Origin of the sequence: Chromobacterium subtsugae (assembly GCF_001676875.1) — a bacterium.
Lineage (GTDB): Bacteria > Pseudomonadota > Gammaproteobacteria > Burkholderiales > Chromobacteriaceae > Chromobacterium > Chromobacterium subtsugae.
Window position 1 is genome coordinate 1 of sequence record NZ_JYKA01000021.1, and the last position, 14,506, is coordinate 14,506.

The following is a 14,506-nucleotide window of genomic DNA, read 5'->3' on the forward strand; positions in this document are numbered from 1 at the left end:
AAAAGCCCAAGCCGCCAAGGCCGACGCTTCCGCTCCGAAAGCCAAGAAGGCCAAGAAGCACGTAGCCAAGAAAGAAGCTTCCGCTCAGAAAGCCCAAGCCGCCAAGGCCGACGCTTCCGCTCCGGTAGCCAAGAAGGCTCACAAGCACCACGCTAAAAAGCACGCTGCCAAGAAAGAAGCTTCCGCTGCTCAAAAAGCACAAGCTGCCAAGGCAGACGCTTCCGCTCCGGCTAAAAAAGCTGCCCACAAGCACGCTAAAAAGCACGTAGCCAAGAAAGAAGCTTCCGCTGCTCAGAAAGCTCAAGCAGCCAAGAAAGAAGCTTCCGCTCCGGCCAAAAAAGCCGCTGCTAAAAAGCACGCTGGCAAGAAAGCCGCTGCTTCCGCCGCCAAGTAATTGACGCGCGAACGCCGCGGCTTTTCAGTTGCGGCGCTGTATTGCACGGGGCGCTCTGCGCCCCGTTTTCATTGCCAGGTGCCATCCGATGAAGCTGCCACGCCTTGCCCTCTGCCTGTCCCTGCTATCCACGCTCGCCCATGCCGCTCCGCTCAGCAAGGAGCACCGCATCCTGTTTTTCGGCAAGGACGACCGCGTGCTCGAACATCCCGACCACATGCCCTGGCAAACCGTGGGCCAGCTGGAAACCCGCTCCCGCACCATCTGCACTGGCACCCTGGTGGCGCCCGACGTGGTATTGACCGCCGGCCACTGCTTCGTCGACGAAAAGGGACGCTTCGACCCCGCCGTCAGCTTCACCGTGGGCCTGTGGGGCAATGAATACCAGGCGCTCAGCCGCATCAAGGAAGTGCAGGTGGACAAGGCCTTCCTGAAAGGATTGATCCACAAACGCGATGGCCTCTACATCCCGCCGCGCATCGCGCCGCGCGATTTCGCCTTCGTCCGGCTCGCCACGCCGCTGGGCCACAGCCAGGGCACCGTGCCGGTATTCTCCGGCGACGCCCAGGCGCTGAAGACGCTGTTGGCCAAGCAAAACTGGACCATCACCCAGGGCGGCTACCCGGTGGACGACCAGCGCCACCTGCGCGTGCACCACGGCTGCAAGGCCACCAAACTGCGCGACGACGGCCGCCTCACCCATCGCTGCGACACGCTGGAAGGCAATAGCGGCTCGCCCATCTTCGTCATCGACGCCAAGGGCCAGGCCACCATCGTCGCGGTGCAAAGCTCGGCGCCGCCGGCCTCCCGCCGCAAGCTGGAGGACAATATGAGCGTCTCCGCTCCGATGTTCCGCCAGGCGCTGCAGGCCTTCATCGCCAAATCGGCCAAGCCCGCCAAGCCGGCAAAATCGGCCCGCCCATGAAAAAAGCCGCCCGATGGGCGGCTTGTCGCATCTGCGGCGCGAACGCGCTCAGCCGGCCAGCGCCTGGCGCTGCAGCGCCAGCAATTCGCCTATGCCCTTGCGCGCCAGCGCCAGCATCGCCAGCATCTCCTCTTCGCTGAACGGCTCGCCTTCGGCGGTGCCCTGCACTTCGACGAAGCGGCCGCTGCCGGTCATCACCACGTTCATGTCCGTTTCGCAGGACGAATCTTCCGGATAATCGAGATCCAGCACCGGCTGTCCCTGATAGACGCCCACCGAGATGGCCGCCACCTGGTCGCGCAGCGGGCTGGCGTCCAGCTTGCCTGCCCGGATCAGCCCCTGGATCGCGTCGGCCAGCGCCACGTAGGCGCCGGTGATGCTGGCGGTGCGGGTGCCGCCGTCGGCCTGGATCACGTCGCAGTCGATGACGATCTGGCGCTCGCCCAACCTGGCCAGATCGATCACCGCGCGCAGCGAGCGGCCGATCAGGCGCTGGATTTCCTGGGTGCGGCCGGATTGCTTGCCGGCGGCGGATTCGCGCCGCATGCGGCTGCCGGTGGAGCGCGGCAGCATGCCGTATTCCGCCGTCACCCAGCCCTGGCCCTTGCCCTTGAGGAAGGACGGCACCGTCTCCTCCACGCTGGCGGTGCAGATCACCTTGGTGTCGCCAAACTCCACCAGCACCGAGCCTTCGGCGTGCTTGGTGTAGCCTCGGGTCAGCCGCACGACGCGCATCGCGTCGGCACTACGTTGGGAAGGTCGCATGATGGCCTTGTCAAAGAAAGTGGAAACGGCGGCGATTATACCAGCCTCCGCCGGGCGGCCGGGCTCAGCTGCCCTTGCCCACCTGGCTGGCCAGGATTTCCTGATGCATGGTTTCCAGATTGGACTCCAGAATCAGCCGCCCGCCCTTCTGCGGCGGCGTCTTCTCGGTATCCAGCACATCGTCGCGATCGCCAAGCTCCACCGAATCGTCCAGCAGCGTGACCGCCAGCGCGGACAGATTGTCGCCGCCGGCGCCGGCGCGCCGCTCCGCCACATTGATCAGCGCCGGCAACACCTGGTTGACGTGGCGGCCGGCGAACACCTTTTCCATCTCGCCGTCCTGCACCTGCGACCACAGGCCGTCGGTGCACAACACGATGGAACAGCCCGGCCCCACTTCCTGGCGCTCGCCGATGTCGATGTCCGGGTCGCTGGTCGCCCCCAGGCAGTTGTAGATCTTGTTGCGGTCCGGGTGGGTTTTGGCGCCCTCCTCGCTGAGCAGGCCTTGGTCGATCAGGCGCTGCACCTGCGAATGGTCGCGCGAGCGCAGCCGCATGCCCTGCCCGTCCAGCAAGTAGAGCCTGGAGTCGCCGACATGGCACCAATACAGCTGGCCCTGCTGGATGATGGCCACCACCACGGTGGTGCTGGGCACGTCGGGCAGCCGGTGGTCGGCGGCGTATTCCAGGATCACCTGATGCACCGAACTGATGGCGTTGACCAGGAAGCGGTTGGGATGGCTGAGCGTCGGCGCGGCCTGCTGGTAGAACAGCTCGCTGAGCAGGTCCACCGTGATCTGCGCGGCCACTTCGCCGCGCATATGCCCGCCCATGCCGTCCGCCACCACCAGCATCACCGTATCGCGCGAATGCGCCAGCGCCAGCCTGTCCTGGTTGTAGCTGCGCCCTCCTATCCTGCTCTCCTGGAAAATCGACAGTTTCATTCGGTCCCCTCTCGATGGCGCCCGCCGGTCAGGCCGCGGATCCAGCCGACCAGCTTGTTGCCGTCGCCGGGCGGCGGCTCCGGCTGGCTGTATTCCGTCTCCTGCAGCCGCTTTTGCACCTCCATCACCGTGGCCGGCCGCAGATCCGGCGCCAGCGCCAGGCAGCGGTCGCACAATTCGGTCAGCTCGCGCGAATACAAGTGCCGGAACGCCTTGCCGGCCGGCTCCAGCCCATCCCGCTCCAGCCTCTCCCTGGCATTCGGCGGCGTGGCGCCGCCCATGCAAACGTACAGACAGGCGCCGATCGCGTAGATATCGGTCCACGGCCCCAGCGGCTGGTCTTTCTCATACTGCTCCGGGGCGGCGAAACCCGGCGTGTACATCGCGGCGAAATGCTTGTCGCGGCGCGACAGCGTCTGCCGCGCCGCGCCGAAGTCCAGCAGCAGCGGCACGCCGTTGCGCCGCAAATAGATATTGGCCGGCTTGATGTCCAGATGCAGCAGGCGCTGGCTATGCACCTCGCGCAGGCCGGACAGCAGCGCGGTGAACCACTTGCGGATCAGCCTTTCCTCCATCCGCCCCCCCGCCAGCTCCAGCTCGCGCCCCAACGAGCGGCCGTCGGCGTACTCCATCACCATGTACACCGTCTGGTTGGCGCGGAAAAAATTGCTCACCCGCACCACGGTCGGATGCGCGATGCCCGACAACACCCGCCCTTCCTCGAAGAAACACTTCAAGCCCAGGTTGAAGGCGTCCCGGTCCATTTCGTGCGGCACCGTCACCTCGCCCTCGCGGTTGCGGTCGGCCAGGTTGCGCGGCAGATATTCCTTGATGGCGAACTTGTGGTCGTCATCATCCAAAGCCAGATAGACCACGCTGAAGCCGCCAACCGAAAGTTGGCGCACTATGGTGTACTCAGCGAGGCGGTAGCCTGCCGGCAGCGCGGTTTGCTTGCTGGATTGAGTCATCGGATGGCAGTTGTTATAGTGTCCACTGGCCCTGAATTGAGCTTAGCAAAGCAATTCGGGCCCGGCATTTGGAAATTGGACAGATACAGGAGCCCCGCATGATTCTGAGCATGACCGGCTTTGCCGCCGCTACCCGGGAATTCCCTGGCGGCATGTTGAGCCTCGAAGTTCGCGCCGTCAATCACCGTTACCTGGACGTGCAGATGCGCCTGCCGGAAGAGCTGCGCATCATCGAACCGCAACTGCGCGAGCAGATCGCCGCCCGCGTCACCCGCGGCAAACTGGAGTGCCGCGTCGGCCTCAACCAGGTGGACAGCGCCGCCCCCACGCTGGAACTGAACCAGGCCTTCCTGAGCCGCCTGCTCGAGGTCTCCCGCGAAGTGCAGCAGCAAAGCGGCGAGAACAAAGGCTTGTCCGTCGGCGAACTGATGCGCTGGCCCGGCGTATTGAAAAGCAACGAACTGGCGCCCGAAGTGCTGCAACAGCTGTGCCTGGCGGCGCTGCAAACCGCGCTGGCCGACTTCAACGCCTCGCGCGGCCGCGAAGGCGAAAAACTGAAGGCGGTGCTGATCGAGCGCATCGAGTCGATGGAGGCCATCGTCGCCGCCATCAAACCGAAGCTGCCGCAAATCCTGGACAACTACATGGCCAAGCTGTCCGGCCGTCTGCAGGAAGCCCTGGGCAGCGTCGACGAAGACCGGCTGAAGCAGGAGTTCGCGCTGTTCGCGCAGAAGATAGACGTGGACGAGGAGCTGTCGCGCCTCACCACCCACCTGTCCGAAGTGCGCCGCATCCTGAAATCCGGCGGCCAATCCGGCAAGCGCCTGGACTTTTTGATGCAGGAACTGAACCGCGAAGCCAACACCCTGGGCTCCAAATCGGTCTCCACCGACACCACCCAGGCCTCGGTGGAACTGAAGGTGCTGATCGAGCAAATGCGCGAGCAGATTCAAAACATCGAGTAAGCTTTCACGACGCGTCACGGCGTGTCATTGAAACAACAAAAGCCCCGCCAGCCGGGGCTTTATTCATTTCAAACCGTGTCATGGAGTGCCAACAAAACGCAGGCTCGCCGTGCATCCGATGAGGTCCACACAGCACTTTCGCGGAGTCGTTTGACAGCCAACGTCAGCGCGACGGCAAAGAAAGCCAGGATCTCCCGCCGCCACATGTACCGGCTGCGCAAAGATAACGAGGACTTGGCCGCCGCTTGGCAGGAGGCCATCGCCCTCGGCACCGCAGCGCTCGAGGATAAGGCGGCCCGCCGCGGCGCGCCAAGCGATAAAGTAAGGCCACCCGGCCGTGTTACCGCTTAGTCCGCCGCGCGCGGGCTTTTTTGCGCCCCGGGCGGCTCGACACGAGGTAATGGCTCCGTGGCGAAAACAAACCCCATGAAGGACGCTGTCAAGCTGCCTGCCAATGGCAGGCCGGCTTTATTCCGGCCATCCCGCTTGACCCGGCTAACATTCAATTTCAACCACCAAGACTCTTCAAAGGGGTATCCAGCATGGTCATTATCTATGTGCTCAAAGAGCACTATGCGAAAGTTAAAAAAGCCTACATCCCGTGGTTGAAGACAATCACTGACGCATCCATCACATCGCTCGCCGTTGAGGCCGTAGGACCGACCGTTGTTGGAAATACGGTCGTTGATTGTACGTTTGGAGTACCAGAAGAGTTCCTGGCAGAGCTCGACAGGCTGAACATTCCCTATCGCCGTGCATGATAGAAGCCTGGAGCATTCCGTTTTATCGTGTACCCATGGGTGTACTCATAAGAAAAACGCGAATGGCTTGATCCTTTACAGGCAAGGCTTTGAGCCATCTACTCAATAATCAGATTCAAAAGCTTTCACAACGCGTCACTGCGCATCAGCAAAACCACAGAAGCCCCTCCAGCCGGGGCTTTTCTGTATCCCCTGGCCTTTTCCTGCGCCTGCGTCCTCAGCAGCCACCGCCACACCGCGGCCCCCTCCGCCTGAAATACCATTTAATGACATCAAATTATTTAAATAACTCTTAACAATGGCGGCAAGGTTTGTGACTCAAGCCAGGCTGGCCGGCGACGATAACGGGTTTATGCCGTGATGCATCCGCACCGCAAGCCACGCTCGATCACAGTGGCAAGCCGGGCAAAGACGACGTTGGACAGCAATGACACCGGCCCCCGCCGGTTTGAATGGAAAAGGAAACATCATGAGCGTAAGCAGCATCGGTGGCGGCGCATCCAACTGGCCCGTCCAGAACAGCGGTTCCGCCACTTGGCAGCAGAACCAGCAAAACTTCCAGCAGCTGGCTTCCGCGCTGCAGTCCGGCAACCTCGGCCAGGCGCAATCGGCCTACTCCAGCCTGACCGCCAACCTGCCGAATGGCGGCAACGGCTCCGGCTCGCAGAGCAACAGCCCGTTCGCCCAGCTTGGCCAGGCGCTGCAAAGCGGCAATCTGCAAAGCGCGCAGCAAGCCTTCCAGACGCTGCAAAGCCACCACTCCGGCCACCACCATCGCCATGGCGGCGGCGGCGGCGAATCGAGCGGCGCCGACGCTTCGACCTCCACCAGCGCTTCCAGCAATAGCGGCGGCACTGTCGGCTCGCTGCTCGACACCACTGCTTGATACCGCCAGCAAAACGCCCGCCCCACGCGGGCGTTTTGCTTTGCCAAGCCGGCGGCGATGGCCAGCCTATCGGTGTCCTGCTGCAGCACTGAGATATATCCATCCGCTTTCGCCGCCTCTAGAACATTCCGGCCTGCCCGCAAAACAAAACCGCCCTTCCAATAGGAAAGGCGGTCTTGCTTTGGGCGCGGAGATGCGCCGCGGCAGCTCAACAGGAAGCGACTTCCAGGCCATGCTCCTGGAAGTAGCGGGTCCAGAACGGGCTGGCCTGGATCATTTCATCCAGCCGCCGCGCTAGCGCCTCGCTTTCGTCAAACTTGCCCATCAGGTTTTTGCACTCGATCACCTTGTACATCGCCAAAGCATGGTCATTGCGCAGCAGCAAGACATTGCTGAAGGTTTCCAGCGCCCGCTCGTAATTGCCGTACTTCAAATCGGAGTTGCGCAGGAAGTTCATCTCCAGATTGATATCGTAGGCGACGGCCTCTATCTGCGCCGGCGTGAAGTCCTTGGTTTCGACGACGCATTTCTTGTAGCCTGCCATCCGGATATCGCCCTTGATCTGGCCATTCTTCACCGCATTGATATACATCTCGCTGCCGGCCAACGGCGTGGCGACATTGATTCGATACCAATTCGCATCCAAAGAGCGCAAAAACTCCCTGGTATCGTCGATATCGCGCAGCGTTTCGCCCGGCATGCCGATAATGATGTTGCAGTCGGTATAAATGCCCAAATCCCGGCAATCCTCGACCACCCGATTGGTAATCGACAGCTTCAGCGGTTTTTTCATTACCTCTTTCAACACCCGCGCGCTGCCAGACTCGACCGCCAGCGTCAATTGACGCACGCCGGTTCGGTACAGCTCCTCCAGCATCGGCCGATCCAAAGCGTACAAGGCCAAGGCATTGGGGAAAAAGCAAACCAGGTTCAGCTTTTGCGCGATCTTCAGCACGCTTTTCGCCCAGTCCTTGTCCCACAGGAACATATCGTCCTCTATCACCAAGGTATTGGGCGAATACCGTTCGCATAAATCGAAAAGTTCGCGCTCGATTCTCTCGATGGAAAAGCTGCGCATCTTGCGACCATGCACGGTATGCGCGGCGCAGAAGGTGCAATGGAATGGGCAGCCGCGGCTACCCATATAGGTTATATAGTTTGTTCTATCCCCAATCGAGGTATAGGCTTTGATGGTAGGGTTAAGATGATACGCCTCCAGATCGATGCAATCGTAATCAAGATCGGGAATTTCATCGAGATTGGAGATGAAGTTATGCTGGTAGAGGGCGCCGGCCTTCACGCTCTCCCGAGTCACCCACTGGGCGGAGGCATTGCAGTAATCCTGCTTGTTTTCCGCCGCCATCAGCTCCGACAGGGGCAACTCCCCTTCTCCGAAACAAAGCGCGTCAAAAGCCTCTGGACTATCCGCAAACACTTCGCGATACATGGTTGTGGGGAGGTTGCCACCGCAAATCCGGAATGCCTGAGGGAAAATCTGCTTCGAAATATCCGCCAAGCTCAAAAGATTTTCATACCCGGTGATGAACAAGGAGGAAAAACCTATCAGATCCGGCTCAAAACCAGACTTCTTCACAGAGGACAGCACTCTTTCAAACCAGTCATGAAAGGAAGTGGCGTCAGGATCATCCCAAGTCTGGTGTATTTCCGTGTTGAAATCGATTACCTTGACTTCAGCATCGCATTTTTCCTTCAGCCATGCGCTGATGGTCAACACGCCAAGCGGGACGTCGGTAATCAGCACGCCATATCTCTTGCCGTTCGCGTGAGTCCAATACTTGCTATTGGCGGATGGATTGACAAAAGCCTCAAAGGTAATGTTAGGCGGGATAATCAATAAACACTTGGAAGACATTGTTGACCTCGCGAACATGTAATCAATCCAGGATGCATCGCCTTTCAAACATCGACATGATAGCGCCAAGCAGCCGGCGCCACAGCCCTTATCCTGCTCTCCACTTCTATCGGACAATAGGGATATACCTTGAGACAGCCATTTCTTCCACTCGCCCCGCCTTGAGAGAGCCGCCGGACAAGAATGGGAAAAAGCAATACAAAATGCTCATTCCAAGACATAAAATGCACAACTCAACCAATCACTGAGCCTGCTTTAAAAAAACATTGCAAACAGCACGCCCTAGGCTAGCGCCGCGTCTATCAATATATGCGCTGAGATGCGCGTAAAAATCAAGCCGTCAATGCAGAAATCGATAGCGCGCGCGAGCGCCGGGCGGCGCCGAGAACATCGCCGACCCCGCCTGCGCATCCGCACCACTCACCGCCCGGCCGCGGCATCCGCCACGCGCCGCAGCGCGCACCCGCGCGGTTTGGACCGGCCGCAGCCCAGCAAGAGAATGACATTCGCACAAAAAAATCCCCATATCGGCAAAGCTGAGGCTGTCGCACCACGTCAGCGCCAGGATCGGGACAAAAAGGTGCTTATTTAGCTTTCTTGCTGCCGGAAAATCACGGAAAATAAGGCTTTACCCTTCGCGAAAGACGCACACCATGACCAAAGCCGAACTGATTGCCCTTCTCTCCGACAAGTCCGGCCTCAACAAGGCCGATGTACTGCGTGTTCTGGGCGCCTTCGACGAAGTGCTGCTGGACACCCTGGCCAACAACGGCGAGCTGAGCATCGTTGCCGGCAAGTTCAAGGTGAAGGAAAGCGCCGCCCGCACCGGCCGCAATCCGAAAACCGGCGAAACCATTCAAATCGCCGCCAAGCGCAAAGTGGCGTTTGTTGCCAGCAAGCAGCTGAAAGACCGCATCGCCTAAGCTTTGCGCGATCGGCAGATATGAAAAACGGGCCGGTTTCACCGGCCCGTTTTGCGTGTGGGCGCCGCTCAGTTCTGCTGCCAGATCAGGCGGGCGATAGCGGAAGAGTCCAACTCCCCCTCGCCTTGCCCCACCAGTTGGTCTATCAGTTGCATCGTCCGTTCCGCCGCCGGCAGGCTGATGCCCTGCTCGCGCGCGGTATCCATCACGATGTGCATGTCCTTGGCGTGCAGCTTGGCTTTGAAGCCCGGCGCGTAATTGTCGTCTATCATCCGCTGGCCATGCACGTCCAGCACCCGGCTCTGGGCGAAACCGCCCAACAGCGCCGCGCGCACCGGCGCCGGGTCAACGTCGCAGGCCCGCGCCAGCTTGACGATTTCCGCCACCGCCGCCACCCCCACCGCCACCGCGATCTGATTGCACGCTTTCGCCACCTGGCCGGCGCCGCTGGCGCCGATGTGGGTGATGGTCTGCCCCATCGCCTGCAGCGCCGGCCTGGCTTTCTCCAGCGCCTGAGCGTTGCCGCCCGCCATGATGGTGAGCGTGCCGTTGATCGCGCCGACTTCGCCACCGGATACCGGGCAGTCGAGAAATTCGACGCCATGTTCGGCTAGCCGCGCGGCGATCCGGCGCGCGCCGTTGGGGGCGATGGTGCTCATGTCCACGCATACCAAGCCGGGCCGCGCGCCTTGCGCCGCGCCGCCCTCGCCCAACAATACGGACTCGACGTCAGCGGTATCCGACACATTGGTCACCAGCACTTCCACCTGCCCAGCCAGCTCCGCCGGGCTATCGGCCCAGGATGCGCCGGCCGCCAGCGCCTCGGCGGCGCTCTCCTTGCGCCGCGCCCATACGCTGACCTGATGGCCGGCTTTCAGCAGGTTGATGACGCAAGGGCGGCCCATGATGCCCAAGCCGATGTATCCGATATGCATGCCAGTCTCCGATTGATCGTCCTTGATCGGCAGAGCATAGGCGATTGCGCAAAGCTGCGCCAGCAGGGGATGCGGGAATCAGATCAGGGATTGCTGACCGGGGTTTTGCGGCCCGCCAGCCAGTCTTCGAACTCGGCCTGGCCATCGCCGGCCTGCCGTTCCAGGTAATAGACGAAGGCCAGGATTTCAGCCACCGCGCGGTAGAGTTCGGGGGGAATGTGCTTGTCCATGTCGACCTGCATCAGCAAGGACACCAGTTCCGGCGAATCGTGAACGAACACGCCGGCCTCCTGCGCGCATTCGATGATGCGCTGCGCCATCTGGCCGTAGCCTTTCGCCACCACGCGCGGCGAGCGCTGGCCATCTTGATAGGAAAGCGCCACCGCCGAGCGGCGCTTGTCGTCATTCTGCGGGTTCATTCTGATTCACCACCAAGCTGGCCAGCGTCAAACCGGCGGCCGCCATGCCGTTTTGCAGCCGGGCCGCGTTCTGCTGAATTCTCTGTCCGGTTTCGCCTTCGTCGGCGCTGAATGAAACCTGGACCGACTGGCCGACCATCCGCACCCGCACCGCCATGCCGCCCAAGGCCGGCAGCTCCAGCGCCAGGCTGGTGTTCCAGACCGGGATATCTTCCTGGCCATCGCCGCGGCGCTCGTTCTGCAGCGCCTCCTGCTCGATTTGCAGCTGCATCGGCTGCCCAGGCCAGGCCATGCCCTGGAACTGCACCGCGCGGTTCTCCAAACCATCCAGTTGCCGCTGCACCAGGCCGCCCAGCTCCTGCAGCTGGGGCCGGGTCTGCGACTGGCTGGTCTTCGAGCCATCGTCCAGCGCCAGCGCATGCAAGGTCAGCGTCAACTTGGCTTGCGGCTCCTGCTTGAGCTGCTCGATCGGATGCAGGCCGTTGCTGAAATCCTTCAGATGCGACTCGTAAAACAAACCGCTTTGCTTGACGTCCTGCTGCAGCTGCTTGGCCAGCACCGCGGGCGGATGCTCGGCGGCATCCAGTTGCAACGGCTTGCTGGGCGCGGCGGATTCGTCGGAAGCGCCAAGCAGGGTGGTGAGGTAGCGCGACGCCTGGCTGAGCTTGACCGCCACCGAGCCGTCCTGCGCCGGCGGCGCATCCTTGCCGCCCTCTTGCAGGGCGAAGGTGAGAGCCGGCTCCAGCGAAACCACTTTCAGATTCAGCGTATCGCCGGATGGATTGACGCCCGGCGGCAGGCTGAGGGTGAACAGCCCATTCTTGATCAGCACCGCCAGCTGGTTATTGCCCAGTTGATCGGCCACTTTGGCAGTCAGCAACTCGCCTATCATCAGCGATGGCAGGCGGGAAGGCTGAACCAGCGCCTCCAGCAAGCGGGCGCCGTCTACCGGGGCCCTCAGCTGGTTCAGGGTTTGCGCGCCTTGCGTGGTGATGGCGATCGCATTGGGCAGTGAAGGAATCATGAAGTGGGACTGTTACGATAAAGTGAGACGATCAACTCCGCTTCGCTGCGGGAAATGCCGCAACGCGACGCCACTTCGGACGCGGTGAGCCCCTGGCGTATCATTTCGATCGCCTGATTGTACGGGCTGAGTCCCGGCTCCGCCTGCGCCTGGTGCTCGCTCCGCGATTGCAGCCGGGCCACCTCGCGCTGCAGCGAGCTGATCTGCTGCTGCTGCTGATCCAGGTACAGCGAAGTGAGGCTGTCGCGCTTGCTTTCCAGCCGCTGCAGCCTGCCGAAAAGGTAGACCATGGCAACCGCCAGCGTCAGCCAGAGCACGACCATCAGATATGGGAAGAAGGCGCCGGACATGGAAAATTCCCCTCGGGTGAACATCCGCATTGACTTTAAGTGTATGGCGAAATACGGCACAACCCAAGTCAAAACCCCATCACCCGACAAGCAGTTGCGGCGCTTTTACGGCCAGGCCGCGCATCCGGCCGGCAGAGCCGGCATCGCTCACGCCTTGTATTGCCGGCTTAGCTTGGAACTCTGGCTCAACGCCCTCAGCTCATGCTTGACCTGCTCGGCCCAGGAAGCGATTTGCTGCTGGGTTTGCACCCGCAAGCCAAGCACCCGGCGCAAGGTATCGCGTTGTGCGCCGCTCAATTGCTGCGATTCGCCGGCCTCGAGCCGCTTCAGCAATTGCTGGGTGTAGGCTTCCTGGCTGCGGTACAACTCCACGAATCGGGGCCGATCATGGCTGCGCGCCACCTCCAGCGTTTGCGCCGCCAGCGGCTCCAGCGCGTCGATCAAATCTGCCAGCCCCTCGGCGCTCATCGCGAATTGCTGCTCCATGGCTGCCGTCACGCTCCCGATTGCGCGCTAGCGTCGTGCTGCTTCGCCGCGTTGGCCTTATCCACCTGCTGCCATGCCGGCAGGATGGTTTCCAGCAGGCCGCGGACTTCGGCGATGATTTCCTTGTCGTTCTTCAGGCTGGCCTTGGCCAGGCGAAGCTTCATGTACAGGTAGAGATCGTTGAGGTTGGCCGCGGCCTCGGACGCCTGATCCAGGTCCAGGGCGATCCGCAGCCCTTCCAGGATATCCACGGTCTTGGAGATCATCCGCGCCTTCTCGTCGAAACGGCCGGCATCCATCGCGATGCTCGCCGCGCCCAGCGCCTTGATGGCCCCTTCATACAGCATCACAACTATGCCAACCGGGCTCGCTCCGTATACCGCAGTTTTCAAGGCGTCATTGGCGTAAGCCTGATTGAACTGCTTGAGCATTCGCGAATTCAGCATGGGTCACCATCATTTCTAAAGCTACCGGACGGCTTATGCCGCCCGGCGTGATCTTACTTGGAAATCAGGTTGAACAGGCTGTTCGAACCCGACTGCATCTGGGCCAAAGTCTTGTTCAGCGCCGTGTATTGCTGAATCAGCTGGGTTTGCTTGGAGTCCAGCCTGGCCTGAAGCGAACTCTGCAGCTGGGTTTCGGTGCTGACCTTGCTCTTGATCGTGGCCCGGCTGGTTTCAATCAACCCTGTCGGCCCCAGCATGCCGTTGATCTCGGTATTGAAACGCTGGGCGAAGCCGGTGTTGGCCGGGTTGCCGAACAGATTGGTCACCGCTTGCTTGTCTTTTTTCAGCGCGTCGTTGAACGCGGTCTGGTCCAGCTTCAGGGTGCCGTCCTTCTGCAACGAGATGCCCGCCTGCGACAGGAACGCCACCGAATTGACCGGATCCGCGCCCGCCACCGGCGTGGACAATACCTGCTGCAGCCGGGTCTGGATGTCCAGTATCGACGCATTGCCTTTCATCGCGCCGGAACGGGCGGCCTTGACGTCGCCGACCACCTGGTTGTACGCGTCGACAAAAGCCTGGAGGTTCTTGCCGACCCCGGCGCTGTCCGGCGCCAGCGACACCGTGAACGTGCCGGCCTTGTACAAGTCGACTTCCGCGCCGGGAACCGCGTTGGACACCTTGTTGCTGCCGGCGGTGATGGCCACGCCATTCACCGTCAGGCTGGCATCCTGGGCATCCTGCGATTCCTTGGCGCCATTGTCGCTTTGCGACAGCCCCGCCAGCGTCGAACCGCCGGTCTTGCCGCTATCTGTGCCGCCGCCGGTGATGGTGAACTTGTTGTCGTTGCCCGATTCCGACGAAGCCAGCACCAGCTTGTACTGGCTGCCGTTCTGCACGATGGTGGCGTTCAAACCGATGCCGGCCGCGTTGATCTTGTCGTTGATCGTCTGCAGCGACACCGCTTCGTCCGGCTTGTCGCGCAGCTTCACGGTCTGCGTCTTGCCATTGATCTGGAAGGTCAGCTGGTCCGGCGCGCCGGCTATCGTCGCTTTCGGATCGGTAATATTCTTCCCGCCGGACTGGTCGAACACCAGTTGCCGGTTGGTCGCCAGATTGCTTACCGAAATCTGGTAGGTGCCGGCATTGCCGCCGCTGGTGGTGGAAACCGCCGCCATCGACGCATCGCTGACCGACGCCTTGAACACTTGCAGAAAACGGCCGGACGACAGGCTCGTCATGGCGGTCTGCAGGGCCGACAACGACGAACTGAGCTTGCCGACGGTGCTGAGCTGGGTGTTGTATTGGTCCGCCCGGCCCTGGCTTGCCGTCAACGGCTGTCTTTCAATCATCATCAGCTGGCTGACGATGCCCTGAACATCCAATGCACCCACGGAACTGGTAATGGCTGTCATGTTATATCCATGTTATAGCCGCATCGGG

Annotated in this window: 17 protein-coding genes; 6 read left to right on the forward strand and 11 right to left on the reverse strand. The window is 61.4% G+C overall.

The features are described from left to right. Together MY55_RS23865 and MY55_RS18960 are read left to right on the forward strand one after the other, a co-directional pair. The coding region (locus tag MY55_RS23865; protein ID WP_425266121.1) for a hypothetical protein at positions 1–394 on the forward strand (394 nt) is incomplete at its 5' end. Between the two features lie 88 nt (positions 395–482). Further along, positions 483–1,319: a trypsin-like serine peptidase gene (locus MY55_RS18960; RefSeq protein ID WP_047238636.1), complete on the forward strand. Its 837-nt coding sequence runs from the start codon at positions 483–485 to the stop codon at positions 1,317–1,319. A gap of 48 nt (positions 1,320–1,367) precedes the next feature. On the opposite strand, the gene rph is transcribed toward MY55_RS18960, so the two are convergent. From rph to MY55_RS18975, 3 genes are all read right to left on the reverse strand, one after another. Next, complete coding sequence (rph, locus tag MY55_RS18965; protein WP_043581304.1) at positions 1,368–2,084, reverse strand: ribonuclease PH; 717 nt, start codon at positions 2,082–2,084, stop codon at positions 1,368–1,370. Positions 2,085–2,148: 64 nt separating this feature from the next. Further along, positions 2,149–3,027 carry a PP2C family protein-serine/threonine phosphatase gene (locus MY55_RS18970; RefSeq protein WP_047238635.1) on the reverse strand — a complete coding sequence of 293 codons (879 nt, stop codon included), beginning with the start codon at positions 3,025–3,027 and terminating at the stop codon, positions 2,149–2,151. Beyond that, positions 3,024–3,995, reverse strand: a complete 972-nt coding sequence (locus tag MY55_RS18975; protein WP_065202887.1) for a serine/threonine protein kinase — start codon at positions 3,993–3,995, stop codon at positions 3,024–3,026. The genes MY55_RS18970 and MY55_RS18975 overlap by 4 nt, the downstream gene beginning before the upstream one ends. Positions 3,996–4,093: 98 nt before the next feature. On the opposite strand from MY55_RS18975, the gene MY55_RS18980 reads away from it, so the two are divergent. The 3 genes from MY55_RS18980 to MY55_RS18990 all read left to right on the forward strand — a co-directional run bounded on the left by MY55_RS18980 (position 4,094) and on the right by MY55_RS18990 (position 6,607). Further along, positions 4,094–4,960: a YicC/YloC family endoribonuclease gene (locus MY55_RS18980; protein ID WP_043581297.1), complete on the forward strand. Its 867-nt coding sequence runs from the start codon at positions 4,094–4,096 to the stop codon at positions 4,958–4,960. A gap of 542 nt (positions 4,961–5,502) precedes the next feature. After that, positions 5,503–5,721 (forward strand): hypothetical protein, encoded by a 219-nt coding sequence (locus MY55_RS23870; RefSeq protein ID WP_047239061.1) that lies wholly within the window; start codon positions 5,503–5,505, stop codon positions 5,719–5,721. A 469-nt stretch (positions 5,722–6,190) separates the two neighbouring features. After that, on the forward strand, positions 6,191–6,607 hold the full coding sequence (locus MY55_RS18990; RefSeq protein WP_047237698.1) for a hypothetical protein: 417 nt from the start codon (positions 6,191–6,193) through the stop codon (positions 6,605–6,607). Positions 6,608–6,815: 208 nt separating this feature from the next. Here MY55_RS18990 and MY55_RS18995 read toward each other — a convergent pair whose 3' ends face one another. Further along, the gene (locus tag MY55_RS18995) at positions 6,816–8,369 is read right to left on the reverse strand and encodes a B12-binding domain-containing radical SAM protein (protein WP_160309861.1); all 1,554 of its coding nucleotides are present in this window, start codon (positions 8,367–8,369) and stop codon (positions 6,816–6,818) included. Positions 8,370–9,133: 764 nt separating this feature from the next. Between MY55_RS18995 and MY55_RS19000 the strand changes: the two genes are divergently transcribed. Further along, on the forward strand, positions 9,134–9,403 hold the full coding sequence (locus MY55_RS19000; protein WP_043579811.1) for an HU family DNA-binding protein: 270 nt from the start codon (positions 9,134–9,136) through the stop codon (positions 9,401–9,403). 68 nt (positions 9,404–9,471) lie between these two features. Here MY55_RS19000 and MY55_RS19005 read toward each other — a convergent pair whose 3' ends face one another. The 7 genes from MY55_RS19005 to fliD form a co-directional block, all read right to left on the reverse strand. Beyond that, positions 9,472–10,338 carry an NAD(P)-dependent oxidoreductase gene (locus MY55_RS19005; RefSeq protein ID WP_043579809.1) on the reverse strand — a complete coding sequence of 289 codons (867 nt, stop codon included), beginning with the start codon at positions 10,336–10,338 and terminating at the stop codon, positions 9,472–9,474. 83 nt (positions 10,339–10,421) lie between these two features. After that, complete coding sequence (locus tag MY55_RS19010; protein ID WP_043579807.1) at positions 10,422–10,757, reverse strand: EscU/YscU/HrcU family type III secretion system export apparatus switch protein; 336 nt, start codon at positions 10,755–10,757, stop codon at positions 10,422–10,424. Beyond that, the gene (gene fliK, locus MY55_RS19015; RefSeq protein WP_081284760.1) at positions 10,741–11,781 is read right to left on the reverse strand and encodes a flagellar hook-length control protein FliK; all 1,041 of its coding nucleotides are present in this window, start codon (positions 11,779–11,781) and stop codon (positions 10,741–10,743) included. Before fliK ends, MY55_RS19010 begins: the two co-directional genes overlap by 17 nt. After that, positions 11,778–12,131 (reverse strand): DUF2802 domain-containing protein, encoded by a 354-nt coding sequence (locus MY55_RS19020; RefSeq protein WP_047237697.1) that lies wholly within the window; start codon positions 12,129–12,131, stop codon positions 11,778–11,780. The genes fliK and MY55_RS19020 overlap by 4 nt, the downstream gene beginning before the upstream one ends. 147 nt (positions 12,132–12,278) lie before the next feature. Then, the gene (fliT, locus tag MY55_RS19025; RefSeq protein WP_043579802.1) at positions 12,279–12,617 is read right to left on the reverse strand and encodes a flagellar protein FliT; all 339 of its coding nucleotides are present in this window, start codon (positions 12,615–12,617) and stop codon (positions 12,279–12,281) included. Between the two features lie 8 nt (positions 12,618–12,625). Further along, positions 12,626–13,063 carry a flagellar export chaperone FliS gene (fliS, locus tag MY55_RS19030; RefSeq protein WP_043579800.1) on the reverse strand — a complete coding sequence of 146 codons (438 nt, stop codon included), beginning with the start codon at positions 13,061–13,063 and terminating at the stop codon, positions 12,626–12,628. Positions 13,064–13,116: 53 nt separating this feature from the next. Beyond that, positions 13,117–14,478, reverse strand: a complete 1,362-nt coding sequence (gene fliD, locus MY55_RS19035) for a flagellar filament capping protein FliD (RefSeq protein ID WP_043579798.1) — start codon at positions 14,476–14,478, stop codon at positions 13,117–13,119. Positions 14,479–14,506: the final 28 nt, after the last annotated feature.